Raw genomic sequence first — 19,919 nt, forward strand, 5'->3', positions numbered from 1 at the left:
GATTTTTAGCATATATTCTTGCTAGGATTAAAATCTATAGTATAACATAGGGATTCTATCTTCTTCGAGGAATAAGGAATAGTACACCTTAATCGGAGACGACACAATGTTTTTGTCATGCGACACCACTCCCCAATTGGTTCTTTTTTCCTGAGAAACAATATACAATAATGAATTATATTCCTGCCATTTAGAAACACTTATGTTTGGGATACACTCGCTGATAAAAAAGCTTGCATAACTGAATTACTGCGTCTAACTTGAGTTATAGGCATTAAAATTTTCAACTTGATACTCCCATCAATTAATTGCTTCGAAAGTCCCATGTATAATTGTCTAAAGGTGTTTCCCTGTCTATTTATCAAAAGTGTATAAGACTGTTACCGGTGAAACGATAGGAGATTATATTTACCGAATCCGAATCACACAGATTCCGTCATGAGCAGGCATCCTAGCTACAAAGGTGGCGTGGCGACTCCTTTGTCTGGACTTTCACCAACTAGATAATGAGTTCCTCTGGGCAGAAAAAAAGGACAAGATTAAAACTTATCCCGTCCCCATTCAAAGAAATGCCATCAGAACTGTTACACCTATACCTAAAAGTGTAGCAACTAAAGTCAATATTGCAATATTGATTATTAGGCTCTCTTTACCTACTGAGTAAAGTACTTTTATATGTTCTAAACATTCACTATAAATTGTTTTATATTTCTCAATATATTTATTGTTTGCAAAATAAAGTTCAATCTCTTCCCCCCCATAAAATGCTTTCCACTCTCTAATCTCACTTCTGTCATTTTTCCGAGAGCTGATATGCAATTTGTTGTCGTTAATCGCACGAATTTTATTTACAAGCCATTTATAATCTTTTGAAGTGATATTGTCTTTGGCTTGATTAAAGTACTTATTCATTTTTTGATTTAATTCGGATTCTTCTATCCTATCAAATAGAAAATAATAAAAATCCATTCTGTAAATACTCAAAATATTTGTAAAGGTTAGAGGAGAGTAAGTTCTCCCACTAAAATAAAGCTCCATTTCTAACCCCTCAGATCTTGTCATATCAGTAATCAGGTATTGCTCACCATTGCGTATCTCATATGTTGTACTCAAAAAGATATCCTTAAATGCTTCTTGATCAAAAACGTTTTTAGGATAATTTATCACTTTTAGTGATGGTAATTTGTATAATAAACCATAACTAAGTTCTGCTATCTCCATTAATTTAGATTGTACCATTGAGCCAACTAATTCATTAAACATCCTATAAATTTCACTGTAACCCCTTGTTTTTATCAAATTTTCAAGATTGTAGTATTCCATGAATTTTTTGTTATAAACAAGCTCTTTATTATCCTTTATAAAATCAAAGAACATTTTATCATCCATAATCTTATTGAAGGAAATTTTAAACTCAACCACTGCTTGATTATTGTTTACTTGTGAAAATGATACGGTTATCTCTCTTATAAATCTGTCATCTAAAAACTCTATTTTTGCTAGTGAAGTTTGACTCGAGCCTACATATTGCAGAGTAAAATAATTTAGATCTCTAATCTTTTTTGGTCTGTAGTTTAATGTAACTTGATACTTTTCCATGTTTAGTTTAGAAACTCTTTTAATGAGTCGATTCATTGCTTTGTTATCATAGGTATCCAAGATAGAAAAACCCCATACTTTTAATAAAGCCTTTGCCTCAACAAATCTCCTGTAACGTTCATCCAAATCAATGTAATCTTGATACTCTGTACTATTTTCGATAATATCTATAAGTTGGTTTACATATTTTTTTCTCTGTTTTTGGTACTTTCTATTCTTCAAGGTATCATTCCTTTGAATATTAGTATATGAAGGGTACAATTATAAATCTGATGGCAGTTCATATATTGCGAGCTTGTCGGCGAAAAAACACTAAAGGAGCTGTCCATATCAGCTCCTTCATTGGAAGAAATATCATATTTATGTAGTTGATTAGGAGCAATGTAATACTCACCGAGGCCATACCTCACTTCATCAATCGTTCTAGAGCAACTAAGTTATACTTATCAGATTTTTTAAACGGTTTAGTTTTTTTGTTTTTATCACATATTGACATTCTCAAACATGTCATCAATATATTCACTCTCCCTTAATCCAGCAGCGGTATCCTTTATTAAAATTGTTGCTTTCTCCGGATTCTCTATTGCCTTATGGATTTCTATCAGTTCTGCAACAGTCATTATTATTCACCCCTATACCACTAGCTTCTTGTTCCCATCCCCCTGGTAAATACTTCTCAACACCTAGCAAGCGGTTAATGCGAAATTTTTACCGTGTTGGTGATAGCCTATATAACTCATTTCTTAGCTCAACGTAAGAATTAAGTGAATTATTAATATAAATCTCTAACTCACACTTTATTTCTTCTATATTCAAATAAAAACCATCAGAAAAAGTAGGCATAGCATAACCTCCATCGGATATTTCATAATCACCATAACTTACTTCAATAATTCCAGATGCATCTACACACCCGTTAGTGATTAACTTTAATAAAATACTATCAGCACCGCCTCTATCCGGGAAAACGTTTCCATTGGTTTGTATAATGGCTTGGTCACCATCAAAATTTTCTAATATTATAGGGCTGCAATCAAAAAAGAATTCGTCGGATATTGAACATTTATTCTCTATCGAATAAACATTAGATCTGAAGCTTTCGAGCTCCATATCAATATCATTTAAGAATCCTAATAATTGATTAGAATTTAAGTACTCGAGTATCGCTTGATAATAGTGGTATCTATTGCTGCTTATAACCTCATACTTATTAAATTCATATAACACGTCATACAGTGTCGTTCTCACATACTCAATATCTTGTGAAGCTTTAATCTCAACTTTTATACTATCATAAAGCTCTTGAATTTCATCCGCATATGCCGTAATTGAACCTTTATAATCTCTAGCCAGTTCGAACATTTCTAAAATATCTTCATTTTCATTTATCCGTTCTAAAATTTCTTGATCATCAGGCAGTGGCTCCAGCCCAGCTTCTTCTTCATAAATTTCTTCATACATAGCAGAAGCCAAATTATATTCTTCGAACTCTTTAAAAGTAAGGATCTCCAAACGAATTTTTTTGGCCTCAGCTCTGTTTTTTGCAGCGGAGGAAAACCCTTTGTTCGTTATAATTATACCCAAATCAGCCTTGATGTCTTCTAGAAATCCGATAAAACCATCTACAATCTTGACATCAATATTTTTAGCATAATATTTGCATTCCACTGCTACAGTTATCTCTTGACCAAGAAATTTTCCCAATGCCAATACATCAACTTGTCTTTCCACTTTACTTTGATGACCTAATATTTTTACATCAAATTCAATATGCACCTTTGGAAAATCCGACTTTAACTTTTTATAAATTTCTGTTTCATACATTCTCCAGTCCATGTTGCCTCCCGAAATTTATGAATCTAACTTATGTTGTCTCTGCCTTTATTCATTTCATTAATTAGCATAAAATAGTAACAAGAGTAGCATCCCCAAACAAATAACCGATCCAATTCTGTGAATTTGACACAAGACTAATCAACAACGCCAGCAATCATATGACTAGACAACTGAGTAATAAGCTCCAACACACCAGAATAATTATAACACGTCATTTTACACAAATCCCCATTGTGTTTACGTCCTTATAGTAGTTAAGTTAATTGAATAGTGATAGTAAAGTGTGATAGTAAAGTAAATGAGACGTATTTTGGGGATAAATTCTACTCCCCTTAGACCACAATTTAGCAATCGAAGGCAAAGTTTTTGTCTCAAAACTTAATAAAAACAGCTATTAGCTGCTTCTAATGGAACCAGTGCCTGTATGAAGATTACAACCCATTAGGGTAATTACATTGCTTTATCCATAAATATTTTATCAACTTCACTTACAGTCATCTCAAAATGCTTACTTGCTTTTTCGATTACGATCGGATCATGGACTTCAGGGAAGTAATTTTCACCATAATTAGTTATAACATCAAATTCTTGCATGATATACTGGTAAACTGCATCCTCATCTACTGATCTAGCTGTACTATCTTGTGTGTTTTCAGCAGTACTTGGATCATACTTGAAAGGCTGTTCCTCTTTTTCATGATATGATACAGGTATTAACGCTTTTATATTGTTTTCATTGGAATAAGATGAAACATGTTCACCGAATAGAAGCTCACCTTCTTCACCAATAGTTTCTTTAACTACCTGAGATTGCTCTTTTGGTGTAGGTGATGTGACTAATATTTCATAATCTCCAGGTTTTTCTTCAAACCATTCACTGCTAAACATTCCATTTTGAACGATAACCGTACTTTGAGACGTAAATCCTTTTTTGTTTGAAATATCTAATACCAACTTCATATCTGAAGGTAAATTAGTAGAACCATAAAACTTAAGTTCCTTCATCTGGTCGTACTCTTCAACGATAGCTAAATCCACCTGAATCTTTTCCTTTATTTCTTCTTCCACTTTATTAGTTGAACTCACTTCATTAGGGGCTACTTTCTGAGAGTTGCAACCTACTAATAATACAAACATCACTAAGTGTAGAATGGTTACTGACTTTTTCATCTTTGAACTCCTTTTTCTATTTGCATATTAAATCTATGTAATCACTAACCTCTTAGATTTTCATAATCCTCCTCCCTCCTTGGACTATAACATGGATGACTACCCCCCTTTCTTACTTAATATATCGGAAAAACAAATCGATAAATTAGATAATCACGGAGTATGTACAACATGAAATGAATTGAGTTTTTGCAAACAACTATTCATTTATAAAAGATCATTTGCTAGAGTACATAACCAAGAGCAAATTCCAGCGTAGGATCACTCACAACAGTTGCAACCAGCGAGAGAGTGTAAATTACGGGATCCACTTGAATATCTGTATGTATTCATTGGATAACTAATATCACTAAGTCTTGCCTGTGCCAGGAGGGCCATGAAATTGTATTCTGTGAAAATCCCATAAGTTCCACCTCATCTTCATATGAAAATTCAGTTGCTTGTGTTTCTAAATGCTTTTTAATTTTAATTGGTAGTTCGTCAGAATCTTCATGACTGGATACTAATCTAGTTGAGATGCCTTCTTGCAACTTGCCTTCGATGTCTTGAAACTTTTCTTCCAGAATATTTAATTTCATAAACCTGCTACTACGCCACGTCCGAAGACTTAAAAATATGTTTTCCCATCTAACCCTTTAGTTTTACATGCATCAATAATTTTTCTCCAATGAATCTCTATCAGGCAGCTCCCTATATGTTAATGTATCACTAATGCTTTTATCTGCTTTTTTTATACAGGACACCCTGGAGCCAATCAAAAATATCATTTTCATTTTCTGCTTGAATATAAATGCCTTTATCTTTGAAATAACATCGGGTAAATCTAATCTCATTATTATTTAACAACTCAGAAATACATTCACCAAATTCAATTGCAGTATCGATTTCCCTTAACTCATTTGTATTAAAACTCTTGCCTAAATACCTTTGTAAGCTTTTTATTCAAGTAAAAATTCAAATGGAAGCATAAACGAAGGACTCGGATTTCTCCCGTGAGTATATCAAAAACCTAATACAGGTCTCTCGTACACTTCAGCTACTTCAGCAATATGTGTGATCATTGGAGTATTGTTAATTTTTCTTTTAAGTATTCATCTTTGATATTCTTCATGTTAGCCCCTACTACAATGGCTATTCTATCTCCTACCTTTTCTTTAAGTTCAATATGATTTAAGCTTTTTTTGGTAAGGTGTTAATTTAGAAAGTTCATTTGGCCAATAAAATACACCTGCATTAATAAATGCCTCATATTCCTCAAACGTATTTGAAAATATTGCAAAATGTTGTTTTTTTCATATTGTACCTCGCAAAATTATATATTACCTCATAGCTTAATAAGTGCTGTTCTGGCAGGATGTACGTGTTTGACCCTATATAGGTTTGAAATACGTCTTACGGATATTTGTGTTGTCTTTCCCAACTAAAGCTATTCCTCTTTGTTGATGGATTCGGGGATTATCTTCAATACCCCTTTTGCTCTACCCACGTGGATGTAAAATTTCCAATTACTTCTCAATTTTCTTGTCGCGAAGGACAAAATACGCATAATCGACTGTTCGTTTAATATATGAAGAACAGTCACTTTTATGAAATGCATCAATTATTAATTGTGCATGCATTCCACTTTCGAATTGCAAGCCTGTTTGTGCATCATTATAATACATAAATGCACTCCATACCATGGCATCTTCCCAAGTACCGGTTGTGTTTAGTTCTAGGAAAGTGTCAGTGTGTTTATTGATCAATTGAGCTAAGCCATCTACTGTTTTACTTTTTGGATCGGATAAAATTCTAGTCCATTCCTCGCTTGCCTTTTCATAATCTGATACAATCTGATTTGCATAATTAGGTATATTACGAGCGGTTCTATTTAACACTAACATCGTATTTTTGGCCATTACCAACACCATCCTCTGAATTGTAATTTCGATTGTAGAATGTATTAAAATAAGTAGGAATTGTATTATTTACATTTGGTATCTTTCCGCTTTTGTAAAGTAAGCCACTGCTTTGAGAATTTATAATGAGTTTATAGTGATAAGTGTCTATCAACTTGTTCAATTCAAACTATAACGAATCTGCATTACGTTTGGCCCTCTGATATTCCCTTTCATCTCGAACTGCTCGATTCCATTCTGATTGCGAGTACCTAGCATTATAATTAGCTTGTTTTACAAACATTCCTTTTGAATGATTAGCCTGTTTCCGTTTTTCCTCAGCGGTATCATAAGCCTCTCTTTTTAATCCTTCTTTCTCTTCGTGTAAATTACTTTCCCCATTATTCCATCCGGTACTATGGTTTGGATTACTAAATAATGAAACAACCTTATCCAGTACTAACAGCATAACGAATTTCTACCTCGGGATGGAGCGTCTCGCACACTTGGCATCGCTGAATGATCGGCTCTAAGGTATCGGCGATCTGAAGATCTCGCCCATACCAGGCCGCCTTAAGTTGCCACTTCTATTTGCTCCAGGCACGCTACTACTGGTAATATTTAAATAATAAATGACACAATATTCTTGTCCCGTGACAGCAACCTACTGGCGTTTTGGTTCATTCGAGTAGTTTGATGAAAGATCTCCGATTCAGAAATTTTCGTTAGCCACTTTAAATTGGTATTCTGTTCCAGATTGTACGTCCGGAATGCCAAATTCAGATCCTGATACATCCGCTCTATTGTCCTGTTCATCCGGATCCAGTACCGCACTGCTTTTTATTTTCTTCCTAGCCCAGCGTCATATCTGTTTCACCGACCAACTTCACCTCTAATGATGCTGGTCGTACCGGCTTAGTCAAAAAGTGGAATGATGTTGTCTCGCTCCATCCGGAACTTTTCCCAGCTTGTATCGTTCCGCTATACTCTGTACACCTTGAAGTGGTGAGAAAACGTAGTTTCAATCATTTGTCAGGTTATTCACATTATCCTCCCTAACGACGATCCCACTCTGCAAGGATACCCTGGGCATGCATGGAAAAAGAATTCATTAAGATATCGAATATATCCATTGCTCGGTTCTGTAGGACCTCATCTGATAAGGGATCTGTGTAGATGTTTATTACGGCAAGTATTAATTTTCTTGAATCAAGGTACCAATTATCTCTATTACGAAGATGCTCATTACCCATAATCTCACTGATAGCAATAAGGGTCCACTCTGGATAATCGGTAGCATGTTGCCATAAGATTGCACCTAATTTCCCTCCGTATGTCATTGATCTTGAGCCTGCAAATGCCATAAGTATCGTCCGAATTTCTTGTCTTAGTTCTTTGCAGTTTTTCTTAATATCGAGCAATAAAAAACTAATCTGACGCTGAACTTCTTCGTCCTCATCGTTCATTAGCTGGAGTAATCCATCTACAAGAATAGTGGAGACATTATCCGGAAAATTATATGAAAGTATTCGCGCAACACCTCGACGATGATAAGGATTACCATTTATCGTTTTTGTTAGTAAGGTCATAACTTGCTCTTTAACATATTGACTCTCAAAGAGATTCTCAGAAATTAAAGATAAAGTAACAAGTTCAGCACCGCTTTGTTGAATCTCATCCTTCTCATCAGTGATAAATGCGTCTAACTTAGAAATGAGACGTTCAAATGGCTGACCCATTGCACAATAACAAAAATCATTTGTATAAGTTATACGGTATAACTGAGGATTCCCTTCAATTGCTTTCTCAAATAAATCTAATGAACGTTCACGATCTATTTGAATCATATATATCAATTCATAAATTGCACCAGCCCTTAAAGAAATATCCTCGCAACCGACAGCATAATCAAGGATTTTCCACTTATCCTTTTCCTTCATACGATATATCTTCATCAACGCATTCATGGCAGCTCCACGAACTGAGTCATGATAACCTGATACCGGGTCTTCAGTATAAGATGCTTCTATTAAGGATATATCGTAAAAATAACTAATTAAGAGGCCTATAATCCGCTCCGGTACTTCTTCATCTGCTCGTTTTTCAACAGACCATGCTATAGTTCTCCGTATATTTCGATCATCATACCCTACAAAAAGACTGATAGCAGCAAAGAATTCACTTCCTGAAATGGTAGATTCAGATAGTCCATTTAACACTGCCTGCACATAGTTGTGGTCAAAGTCATCTTTATTTACTGAGAAAAAGTTTATAAATCGTTCAGGTTCTTTCCTCACTTGCTCCTGCAGCAGTCGAGCCAGAGATTCAGCCCCTCCCTTTGACCAATCAGAATGTCTGACTCCTCTTTGGTATTTAGTCATCGCCTTTTTCCATTGCTGATTTGTCATTTTTCTCACTGACTCAGCATCAATTGGTGCACCTACTGCTCTGCCTCTAATCCGGCGGGGGTTATCAGATGCTTGGTACTCTGGAAATTTCCTCTCTAACTCCATTAATCGTTGTTTTCCATGCGAACTGAGGTTTTCACTAGATATCGAACTTAGAATTCTATACTGACTAAGGTCATAATACATATATCTATCTAGTTTCCACATTTTATTTAAGGGTAAACGGGATATTATCAAATTTTCCAATTCTCGATGTTCTGATTCCTTAAGATAAGGTATTATTGATTGAATCAGATATCTGCTTTCAAAATCTTCATTACCAAGTGTTAATCTACGTGGATCAGCTAAGACGAAATTAAGAGCTGTTATGGAGTGTTGTTCTGGTACTTGCCGTAGTATATGTGCTATCAAAAACTGTATAGAATCATAATGATTACTAGACAAATAGTTAATCTTCTCCACAAATATTCGCGGGTGTTCTTGCGATAAGAGAATAAAAGCTTTTACCAACGCTCTATTCAGCACAACATCAAACTTAACAAAGTTTGTGTCGTACCAATTACGAAATAGTGAATCGGGAATAAAACTCTCTTCAGTTTCTAGAATCTCGTAGCTTTCAATCTTCACCGCTTCTATCAACAAAGGAATAAACAATTCCAAGAAGTACGACGCTGATTTGTTCACAATAATTTGAAGAGCTTCATCCATTAATGTTGAATCCAATTTGTTTATCTCTTCACTAAAAGATATAAAACTAAATGAATCGGATTTTGTTTCGTTTTTAATTTGCTCTTCTTTTTTTCTTCTGTAGTTATTTATAGCTTGTTCCATAAAATTCCTTAAAATACGGCAAACAGCCTCCGAATCGTACTGCGCAAGTTCTTCCCAACCAAAGTATGAAACACTATCGAGTTCACTTTTACTCATTAAAACTTCAAACAACTTTACAGCTTCCTCGCATTTCCACGAGCGAATCTGCAAAACTAGGCTTCCAACAAGCTGTTCTAAACGTTGACTTTTTTTATAATAAGGGCGAACTAACTCAATAATTTCACCCTGTCGCAAATCAATCATTGAAGTTAAATAGCCAAAGATTTCATCTAAAAACCCCTCATCTTGCACATCCAGTATTTCAGGGATTACTTGAGTTTTCCAATATTCAAACCATCCAGGATTAAAATATGAGAATCGTAAGAGTTGAGAGCGCACATTTAAGTCTGCCGACAGCCGCTTCATTAGTCTCCATTCTTGTTCTGTAGGGGAAGCGAGAGCAGTAAACCAACGATAAAGATGATTTTTTAGATGGTATCGCAAATCGTTAGATTCTAAGAGAGCATTAAGCTGCTTAAAATAGGAACGTTTATCATTCTGACCTCGTAGATATGACATAACTTGCACCAATTGTGGTCGCTGAAATAAACCTTGCGGGGAAGCAACTATGATCTCAACAAGAGAATTTCCCTGTTGTACAAATTTTCTAGCATAGCAATAATCAAAAAAAGTTTGATGAAAAAAACTCAATTCTTTGCCTTCAGCTAATATAATGCCCTCACTCAATAACCAGTGGAAGGCACGTTCTAAAGCGCTTGCTTCCTTCTTACTAAAAAGAAACTTTGGTACCGTAATTCTTTGCGTATTGTCCATGTACTCTGCAATTAGGAAAAGAGCATGTTCGCGTTCCCAAGCGGCTGGCGCATCGGTGTGATGCTTCATAATCACCCAGTCCCATACAAGCTGGTAAAGTTCTTGGAGACTTGAAAGACTACATTCTTGCAATAATTCTTTACTTCCATCTGATTCATAAGCCATTAGGAAGAGGTTTAGATGTAATGGGATTCTCAACAAATTCTTTGTTGTGGGTAATAACTGTTTGTAATCCACACCTACATCGCATAGAAAATTCCCGACTTCTTCATTAGAAAACTCTTCAAGAGAAAAAACTTTACAATTCTCAAGATTTTTAAGACGAGGATCACTATCAAAATCAAATTTACGACAACTGATAATGATACGCACGCCTGGGATGGAACGCAGTCTAGAAATCAAATCTAATGCCAATTTTAATGAACCTTGATCGTGGGCCATTGATAGGGAAAGAGCGTCAATTTGATCAATTAATACAACAAATCGCCCCTGTTTAGCTAACGTATCTGCGAGTCTTTCCACTCGCACAGGAAGATCCAATTTGCTTTGTACATCCTTCAGGCTCTGGGCATCTAATAGTTGCTGATCTGCTTTGATCGCCAGAACATCGACTTGCCGGCTCTCTAATTCCTCGAGAACCTCTTGAATAACAATCGTTTTTCCTGTACCTGCTTGATCCAAAAGTATTCCTACAGGCTCCTTGTCTGAAGTTTCCAAAAGCCACTTAGAGATATCTTTGTAGTTATCACGCAAAAGCTTTTTCCCCGTATTCCCTATTGTGTTCTTCTGATGCCTTATAATAGAACTACAGGAATAGACAGCAGAACGCAATTCTGAGAGTGATACTGATTCAGATATTACAATCTGATTGTCTTGCAGCCACTCCTGGAGACTTTTAAGCGTATGTGATCCTCTAATCCGAGCATCACCCCCTACTTTATCCCGAAGGATTGAAAACAAAACAGTAGGTGACAAATTAGATTCTGGTATCCAGTATCTCATCTTATCTTTCTCAACTGTCTGCCTAGGCTCTATTTTTACATCTATGCTCATAAAAAATTGTAATATTAAATCATTATTCTCTTTTAATTCTAAAGATAAGAATTTGCTGAGATGTTCAAAGAATACGAGCTGATTTGTCGTAAGCCTTCCTTGCCATTCCTCGTAACTTTCGCAACTTGAAGCTCGTTCTACTAAGTCCTGAGCATCATATATTTCATCCTTGTATGTGCCACAGATTAATTGTAATCTGTCTTTCCCCTTTTTGAATGAAGGATGGGTAAACTGTATCTCAAAATCCTTCCACAATTTCCCCCATGTACTTTCTGCACCATTACCTTTAGAGATAGATTCTTTGGCTTGGATGTACCACTTTACTTCATTTGAAAATGTAATTACGATATCATCAACACTCTCAGGAGCCTCTACTCTAACTTTAGCCACTTTCTCAGATTCAGAAAAAGATCTTGAATCAAGCATTCTACCTAAGTATAACGCTGCGATGGCGTTTTGATATGAAATTCCTGCCTGAGTTGTTGGTCCTCCGGATTCAGCAATTGCCACATCTCTCCCCCCTTCCACTTCCTTTTAAAAAATTCAGACCTTATATTTTCAATAAATTCATTAGTTGGTGTTGACATTTGAAGAATGTCTTCACTAACAACAATTATTCAAGAAAGCGTCTATTTACCCCTGCCTCTATTTGGCTGTATTCTTAAAGGATTATCATTCTCTCCACTAATTGAGCTTTCTCGTATAGGCTTTGCTTTTTTGTTTGAAAGATCAATTGGTTACTGGTGAGAGAAAAATCTAAGAAACCTATTGGATGATTAGTATTATCGATTAACAATAATGATCTCACATCGGGTTCTAAACTATCGTATATATCTGCAATTGTATGGGGTTTTTGAAGGAATTCTTTGAATTCTGAAGGAGTAGGGTATTCCTTTTTCCAAAGGGAATACTCACCTGTTTTTTTCTTGTATCACCAATCTCAAATTGTTCCACAGTAGGGTTCACAAAATATTTAGTAAGTGAGGAGACATCTGTAATAATAACATCTTCCCTCTCTTTAGCTGTAAAATTGAAGATATTCAAACATACTACCTTAATCATTTTCATTGGCTCAGGTGGATAAATTGGTAAATCAATCGTAGCTACTTGTCTAATTTTATTCCAATTCTCTTGCAAAACTAATGCTCGTCTTTTTACTTGCTCCACACCATAATTAACTTCTTGCTCAGTTTGAAAAATTTCTTCAGGAGAATAAGTCCTGCGAAGACATTTCATCTCAATCAGTAGGATATGGTCTCCAAAAGTCGCAATGAAATCAAATTCAGCAGACTTTCCATCAAAAGCATCCTCTAGCTTTAACCCTCCAACGTTTACGTGAAGGCTTGAATTAATTGAGAGTGCTCTATTAATATGCTTTCCCTTTATAAGCATCATCTATTTTCCAAATACCGAATTGCTGTTTAATCATTCGAGGTAAGTTCAACTGTTTAACTAAAGCCGGTACAAAGATAATTTCCTTTTTCCCCATGTAAACTAACGGTTGTGAAAATAAATCCGAATAATTATCTTTATTCTCCTTAGGCTGAAATATCAGCATATTGATTAGCTCACTTACGATTGCAAGCTTTATCCCATACATTTAAGTGAAATTTGAAACAAATAATTCTTTTTCTATTCTAGGGACAAGATATCTGTAACTCTCCCGATTAAAATCATAAAATTTCTCGTGAGTTTTTTCGCTATATACGGACCCGAGTGCTTGAAGATAGGAAAAAAGCAAAAAATAATTATCAAAACTTATATTCTTATTAATGCCAATAGTTTTTTAACCCAAAAGTCTTAATCTATAAATTCAAAGGATTTAACAGCGCTACTGTTTATATTCTGATAAACTTCAACCAAATCCATTACCTTTTTAATGTCCAAGCAAAATAAGGACCGGGGATTACTGAGATCAATGGATTTCGCAAGATCACTTTCCAAAGGGATAAGTTTATGTATCAAACTCTTATTGCGACTGTCGCTCTTAAAAAAATCCAGTTGATCCTTATAGCTGTATCGAAGCATCGCAGTTAATTCAAGTTTCAAATATTCATCGTCCATTGGCTCGTAATACATATACTCTTCATCTTCAATGCTATGCTTCATAGAGCATCTCCAATCTCTGTATTTCACTAACTCCCACAAGTAGTTCATCATTCCTCGATGTAACGCGAGTAGACTCATTTTTTCTATTTGTGGGATATCGTATGGAGATACATCAATAACAAGTTCTAAATCTCATTCCAGGATCTTTTTCCTTTATAGAATAAATAGGTAATGAGTGTGTTAACCATTTCGATTCCTGCCTCAAGAGTGGACTCAATTGAGGTTTTTCCATTTCCTGTATCAACATTAGCAAAATCTCTTTGGAGTGGCTTGGGTAGACAATCAGCTAGAAGTATTGGTTTCATTACATTACTACTATGTTGAAGTTATATTTCATTGATTATCTCCGCTGCCGTTACAGAATTCCCACTGGATAGAGCATTTTTAGTATATCAAAGTCTATGTTCATTGTTTCTCCTCGATTAAATAAATTCCATTACAAAAACCTTTTTTACCATGTAGATAACTTTTTTACACAATTGAAAAGTTATTCGGCATCCCAACAAGAAATCGACTCCACATAAAATTTATAAGAAGACAGATCTCATTAATGTGATTTCTACTCCAATTAATCCATTCAATAAAGGTTTCTGTCGGATGAGATAGGGCATCACGCAATTGCAAAAAATAATCTATTCTCTCCCTCTCCCACTGTGTCAAAGCTCCAATATGAACAGCATGATTAGTTAGATTAGACTTAGAGCGAGGAAGTATCATTCCTTTAACCGTAACATTAAGAGCCTTTTGCTGATTTGACCATTTCAATATAGTATCTCTTGATGGTTCCAATTTAGCACTAACAGGAGCTCCGTTGATTTTGGCTTCTATTATTACAAGTTTTGAGCCGAGCCACGTATCATATAGTAACCTCAATGAAGCTTCAAGCGACAATACCGCATAATGTACTGCCATAGTAAGAAACTCCCATTCGCTATAACCATGAACGTATAAGAGTCTTGCTCTCTGCATCACATCATCAATATTAGAAGGAATTACATTCGACAACTTTGAATAGTTCATCATGTCCAGAACCAAATCTTCAGAAGTTAGCGTCTTTGACACACCGTTAAAAAATCGAGCGGTAGCTTGTATTCGTATATCGGGTTCTCCAGTTGCCCTAGTTAACTGGATAGAGTGGAATCCAATGTCATTTAAGGCCTCATCACGAATTTGATGAAGCATCTTAACCTCATCAATAACATAGGATTTGACTGCTTGTTCTAACTTCGAATAGGCATATCTTAAGTTGAAAATCTCTGTCTTACTTACAGTTATCCATACAATTGAATTACCTTTATCAAACATCTCATCCCATGTCTCACCTGCACCATGAAGCTGGTCAAGAATAAATTCGTTAGGAAGCTGTTTCTCAAAGCTATAGCTCCCTTGACCAATTCTGAAACCCAATGCACAAATATCATTCTGTAATTCGATAAGAACAACTGGACACGGAAATAATCTTTGAACTACTCTGTATTTAGAAATGTTTTTTATGGATGAGCTTCGATCTGTTTTAACTAATGAATCTATTTGCCCTAACTCCCAATTACGAATATTCCATAGAAATCCTTTGATTTTAGAAATCAATTTCTCCGTGTTACAAATGTCTAAGTCGACCTCCGGCGGCGATTTTTCCATAATTACCTCCAATAATTGGTTGGCCTACTCACCTTTGAAAGGGTGCATGACTAAATAGATACAATTGCTCTACAGAAGTGGCTCGTACTTCTGAATGGTATATAGCCGTAGCCGTTCTACTAGACCCTGATTATAACGCGATTGTCCAAATTTGAAGACTATCACAGTAAAGCCGATTCCCACGGATACTACAGTTCCTACCCATCCGCACCATAAGCCTTGGGCAATGATCGATAAGACCAGAATCGTTAAGGAATAAGCGGCCGATTTTCCAACCCGGATCATACAATCCTTGGTTCCATATCGGAGAACTTTCTCAAACTAAGCTGTATAGTATCCTGAGAGCAAAACTTAAGTGATAATTCTAACGAGCATAAACGTTTTTATTCTTCTAGTGGGCTTGTTCCTATGTTGGTGATTTGTAATGCATAATGTTTCTTGCTCGACGAAATAGCCTTGGTGGGCCTTGTGCTTCATCTACTTTTATTATATAAAGCATGTTTAGGATGTAAGCCACCTTCAATTGTTAAGCGAGTAAAATTGCTAAACGATCGGCTGCCCATAAGGAGAGCCGCTTCTGTTAAATCTAAAACTTCATTTCTTACTCAACAAGAGCCTCTCAGCGACATATTCCTTAATCTCGGGTAACAGATTCTTTAAGCTATTAATCCTTTTCTAAGCTTCTTTGTTATCGGTTTCAGCTCCGACAGAGCGGAACTGAAACTGACTATCAATCCATTCTTTAATCATTGTCTTTGATTGGAAAAAGATTTGAGCTATCACGAGCAGGTCGGAGAACATAATATCATCAGCACGAATTAGATGAGTGCGATAAATCGCGTCCGTAATACGCTTACCTTTGGTCAAGGTAGAATTCATTCGCTCTTTGATACTGTCCTCTGTATAAATGTTAATCGCAAGATCCAAATGATTAAGTCTCACCTGATCGAATTTCTGTGTCATAAGAATCCATTGCATCCAAGTGAATCATTCTTCCGATTAGCATCCCGTCATCAATTGATTCCTCGGAAAGCTCCTCTAGTGATATACTAAAATGTTTCCTGTTACCTTCATTCTTCATAGTGGCTACAATTTGTAATTTACGAATGCCACTAATTTGATATTCCCAACACTGCTTTCGTTTCCATTCATTTCCTTGTATATCATCAACAGTATATTGAGGCAAAAACAACTCACTACCTTCATGCTGATCAGGATGAATTATTAATCTTTCTATCCAATACGGATTAGGGCGTTGAATAAACTCTTCTTCTAAAGATAGTGGCGGTGCCTTTTTAGAGACAGTGTATGGATCGACTCGAATGTATAATTTTTCGGTGCCATACTTTTGGATAAAATAAGAAGGAATCATTGAATTGAGGTATCTGTCAATCTGAAGAAATGAGTCTTTGTACTTACAAGTTTTGTGTCTAGGTAAATTGGGAATCGGTTTATAACCAACTGCATCTAATCGAATTAACTCAAGAACAGGATTTCCGTTTGACTTTTTTCTGAGCTTATCATAAAGCTCTGGATGCGCCTGAAAAATTGGCTGTGAGGGATTATACCCCTCAAAAGATTTAACTTGATGATAAATCCGACTAGCCTTAAAGATCTCTACTAATATACTTGTGACTGCGGAATGCTCATCACCAATTAGAGTAGGAAAATTATTACCAACTATATGAACCAAATTATGGTCTTCCGGGGTTAGCATCTGCTTTCTTACCGAAATCAACTTGTTTAAAACATCCGGTTCGTTTTGCAACTTGTCTTGTAAAAAAAGCTGCCGTTCCGGCTAGATCCAATCTTTGGCTCTCTGCATATCGCTGAATACACTGCTCGTAGAATTCTAAATCATCCATTTCTGCCGTACATCTCTTTCAGTAAGGAACCTACATCTCTCTTATCTTATCCCATTAAGGATCGAGTCTCAATATACGCCCGCTATAAATAAAAAAGCTGCCGTTTCCACAGCAGCTTGAAATTAGCTTCAACTTTTTTCGAAATCAAATTTTAAAATAAAGTTCCACCCATTTCAGAAACATGGTTGCGAGATTTCCGTTTTCTTTCTGTTTTGAATTTCTATGATGTCCAACCTTATTGGATATGGCGTTTCACCTGCCATTAATCCTACAATACCAGCTTTCTTCCGAAGTGTTATATCTTGAAGTAGTTCTTCCCATACTTTATCACTATATGGTCTGCCACGCTCTTTACCAAAATCTATTTAGGATTCAATGGTTGAAAGACATTGACGTAAAGCATCTTAAGTCTTATCTCTTTGCATAATTCCCATGGCATCATTAAGAAATTCAAAAGCTTGCAGCCGACTCTTATCGTTTAATAACGTTGGCGGTAACGACAAGCCATATTTAGTTGAAAACCCAAAGAGAATTATGAAAGACATGCAGTTCGTTTCAAGGAAGTGACAAATTTCCCTTCCTAAGAGCGGAATTATCTTACCACCCTTTTCCCATACCTCGACAATGGCTTTTACTCGATACGATGTCAAATTCAAGATCATCATTCCTTACCACTTCTGGGATTCATATGTCGTTGGAGTCAAAGATTCAATCCCACCTGTTGTAACCAGAGTTTTGATTAAAAATCCTAAGTAATGATTGGAATTGTCCGACAGTCTTCTTGATAATACTATAGCTCGACTTTGCACCTTACCTGAATATCTAATACATTCTGAAAGTGACTATGCTGATCAGTTAACGAAATCTAATAATGTCTACAACAGTGCGCTAGTCAAATTTTAGCTTAATCCGAGAGTTGGTTAAGATGAGCACTCTGCATCGATGATTCAACCAAAATTCATTGTATATATTGGCTAAAACACGGCTTCTTCCACGTTATTGCTCAATGAATATCCGTTTCCATTATGATCTAAGTGAATTGTAGATAATTCCAAATAACTTCAAGTTTAACTTTACAGAAAGCAATATAACCATAACGCTTATTATTATCACAAAAGGTATCACCTTCCATGATATAATTAGCAGAAGGGATAACATAAAGACAGCTATAAGTGCTATAAAATTAAATCCACCAAAGGCACAGAACAATAAATAGTTACTTTTTGCAAAAACATCGCTCACCTGTGTCGGAACAGTTACTTCAGGAATCTTAAAGGGCGGTATCTCAATTATATTATCTTTTATATCGTTTTTATTCAGTACGCATACTATTGATATCTCAGTTCCATAGGAAATCTCGTTATTTCCTAGTGGTTGATTTACAGAAATAATATGTGTGTTAACTCCATCTTCAACAGGTGATATTTTAACGTTTAGTTTGCGGTCGTAAATATTGATGAATCCACCTGTTTTATTAATTCTTGGAGTTTTTTGATTAAGGCCGCCCTCTATTTTACACATTAATGTTAGTATCCCATCTTTGTGAATTAACTTATGTACACAAAAAGAATAGTTATCCGTTTCTACTTTAACACCTTCAAGATTAACACTTTGCAGATCTCCCCAATAAGCGGAAAATTTATTAGATAAGATAAAGCTAATACCACAACTCTTAAAAAAGTCTCTGAACAATAATTTTTGATTTCCTTCGTCTCGTCGTATTCCTTCTTCCCATTTCTCCAGTCCTTCTGAAATCCAACGTTCATCCCAAGTCAATATTCTATCATACAACTCTTTAATAAAATTACGTGTATCTTCGATGTTACCTTCATGTTTAATCATGAAGAATAAAATCAAAGCTAGAATGAGAACTATCAGGAGAACTATCAACAACAGATTATAGAGCAAAACTTCAATTACTAGCAGTTCTTCTCAACTCCTTAATTCGTAGAGTGTGTCACCAGGCTGATAAAACATCATTATTAATATTGAGTAGATCCGAGTTCTCGGCTAACCCAAACAATGGTACCTCGCTTATTCTCATGATCAAGTTGACAGTCAAAACCATATTTTCTGTGGAAATGTTCCGACCTGTCAATATGATCCCAGTCTACTGAGGAAATCCACCCGGTAATAACTTTGATTTGCATCTCATGGACTATTTTCATGAGCCCTTCAATCACGATTGACCCGCTCTCCTTCAATCTTTATATCTGCAATATTCATATGTTTGTTTTCAACATGTACGTGGACATTCGAATCAGGCACTTTTACCCCATCTTTGGAAATGACCTTCACCCTAAGATGAATGTTTATATCATCCATCCCGTCACCATACATTAAGCGGTAAATCATGACACTTTCCCCAAATCGGTTCTGGGCTACATGAATGATCTTATGTCCATCCTTTTCGAGATCAGTCGTGTGGTACCTGACTTCATACTCAATATCGTCCTTTTTCTTCAACGGGAGCGGTCTGTATTATCTATTCATCATAAGAAGCGGATCACTGTCCCCAAATAAATCCTTTAGTACATCGGTAAGCTGCTTTGAGCTTTTCTCATAAAGCGGATTATTTTTCTTTGCCACCTAATCACTCTTTTCTCCGTAGCTATTCATTGATTCTATAATAGTGAATATTCCACACTTCCATTCGAACTCCTTCCTCATTTCGACTGAATTCTACATAAGGTGAGCGACTTTCAATTTTCACCACAGCT

General features: G+C 35.7%; 15 protein-coding genes. All 15 read right to left on the minus strand.

The window, feature by feature from the left end:
* Nucleotides 1-561: 561 nt before the first annotated feature.
* The 15 genes from PAEAM_RS14150 to PAEAM_RS31800 all read right to left on the minus strand — a co-directional run bounded on the left by PAEAM_RS14150 (nucleotide 562) and on the right by PAEAM_RS31800 (nucleotide 19,665).
* Nucleotides 562-1,821 carry a hypothetical protein gene (locus PAEAM_RS14150; protein WP_243391361.1) on the minus strand — a complete coding sequence of 420 codons (1,260 nt, stop codon included), beginning with the start codon at nucleotides 1,819-1,821 and terminating at the stop codon, nucleotides 562-564.
* A 260-nt stretch (nucleotides 1,822-2,081) separates the two neighbouring features.
* Nucleotides 2,082-2,219, minus strand: a complete 138-nt coding sequence (locus PAEAM_RS31795; protein WP_165789926.1) for a hypothetical protein — start codon at nucleotides 2,217-2,219, stop codon at nucleotides 2,082-2,084.
* Between the two features lie 88 nt (nucleotides 2,220-2,307).
* Nucleotides 2,308-3,435: a restriction endonuclease gene (locus PAEAM_RS14155; RefSeq protein ID WP_100527991.1), complete on the minus strand. Its 1,128-nt coding sequence runs from the start codon at nucleotides 3,433-3,435 to the stop codon at nucleotides 2,308-2,310.
* A 450-nt stretch (nucleotides 3,436-3,885) separates the two neighbouring features.
* Nucleotides 3,886-4,605 carry a hypothetical protein gene (locus tag PAEAM_RS14160; RefSeq protein ID WP_100527992.1) on the minus strand — a complete coding sequence of 240 codons (720 nt, stop codon included), beginning with the start codon at nucleotides 4,603-4,605 and terminating at the stop codon, nucleotides 3,886-3,888.
* Nucleotides 4,606-4,934: 329 nt separating this feature from the next.
* The gene (locus tag PAEAM_RS14165; RefSeq protein ID WP_100527993.1) at nucleotides 4,935-5,183 is read right to left on the minus strand and encodes a hypothetical protein; all 249 of its coding nucleotides are present in this window, start codon (nucleotides 5,181-5,183) and stop codon (nucleotides 4,935-4,937) included.
* Between the two features lie 927 nt (nucleotides 5,184-6,110).
* Nucleotides 6,111-6,503, minus strand: a complete 393-nt coding sequence (locus tag PAEAM_RS14175; protein ID WP_100527994.1) for a hypothetical protein — start codon at nucleotides 6,501-6,503, stop codon at nucleotides 6,111-6,113.
* A gap of 169 nt (nucleotides 6,504-6,672) precedes the next feature.
* Nucleotides 6,673-6,951: a hypothetical protein gene (locus PAEAM_RS14180; RefSeq protein ID WP_100527995.1), complete on the minus strand. Its 279-nt coding sequence runs from the start codon at nucleotides 6,949-6,951 to the stop codon at nucleotides 6,673-6,675.
* Nucleotides 6,952-7,537: 586 nt separating this feature from the next.
* Nucleotides 7,538-12,097, minus strand: a complete 4,560-nt coding sequence (locus PAEAM_RS14185; protein WP_100527996.1) for an NACHT domain-containing protein — start codon at nucleotides 12,095-12,097, stop codon at nucleotides 7,538-7,540.
* Nucleotides 12,098-12,403: 306 nt separating this feature from the next.
* The gene (locus tag PAEAM_RS14190; protein WP_133120439.1) at nucleotides 12,404-12,982 is read right to left on the minus strand and encodes a hypothetical protein; all 579 of its coding nucleotides are present in this window, start codon (nucleotides 12,980-12,982) and stop codon (nucleotides 12,404-12,406) included.
* Between the two features lie 405 nt (nucleotides 12,983-13,387).
* Nucleotides 13,388-13,696, minus strand: a complete 309-nt coding sequence (locus PAEAM_RS14200; protein ID WP_100527999.1) for a hypothetical protein — start codon at nucleotides 13,694-13,696, stop codon at nucleotides 13,388-13,390.
* Between the two features lie 471 nt (nucleotides 13,697-14,167).
* Nucleotides 14,168-15,334: a hypothetical protein gene (locus tag PAEAM_RS14205; protein WP_100528000.1), complete on the minus strand. Its 1,167-nt coding sequence runs from the start codon at nucleotides 15,332-15,334 to the stop codon at nucleotides 14,168-14,170.
* 675 nt (nucleotides 15,335-16,009) lie between these two features.
* Nucleotides 16,010-16,297, minus strand: a complete 288-nt coding sequence (locus PAEAM_RS14210; protein ID WP_100528001.1) for a hypothetical protein — start codon at nucleotides 16,295-16,297, stop codon at nucleotides 16,010-16,012.
* Complete coding sequence (locus PAEAM_RS14215; RefSeq protein WP_165789927.1) at nucleotides 16,266-17,102, minus strand: hypothetical protein; 837 nt, start codon at nucleotides 17,100-17,102, stop codon at nucleotides 16,266-16,268. Before PAEAM_RS14215 ends, PAEAM_RS14210 begins: the two co-directional genes overlap by 32 nt.
* A gap of 1,120 nt (nucleotides 17,103-18,222) precedes the next feature.
* A complete protein-coding gene (locus tag PAEAM_RS14225; RefSeq protein ID WP_133120442.1) occupies nucleotides 18,223-19,041 on the minus strand; it encodes a hypothetical protein in 819 nt (272 codons plus the stop codon).
* Nucleotides 19,042-19,374: 333 nt separating this feature from the next.
* The gene (locus PAEAM_RS31800; protein WP_100528006.1) at nucleotides 19,375-19,665 is read right to left on the minus strand and encodes a hypothetical protein; all 291 of its coding nucleotides are present in this window, start codon (nucleotides 19,663-19,665) and stop codon (nucleotides 19,375-19,377) included.
* Nucleotides 19,666-19,919: the final 254 nt, after the last annotated feature.

The sequence above is a fragment of the Paenibacillus sp. GM1FR genome, assembly GCF_002803315.1.
Classification (GTDB): domain Bacteria; phylum Bacillota; class Bacilli; order Paenibacillales; family Paenibacillaceae; genus Paenibacillus; species Paenibacillus amylolyticus.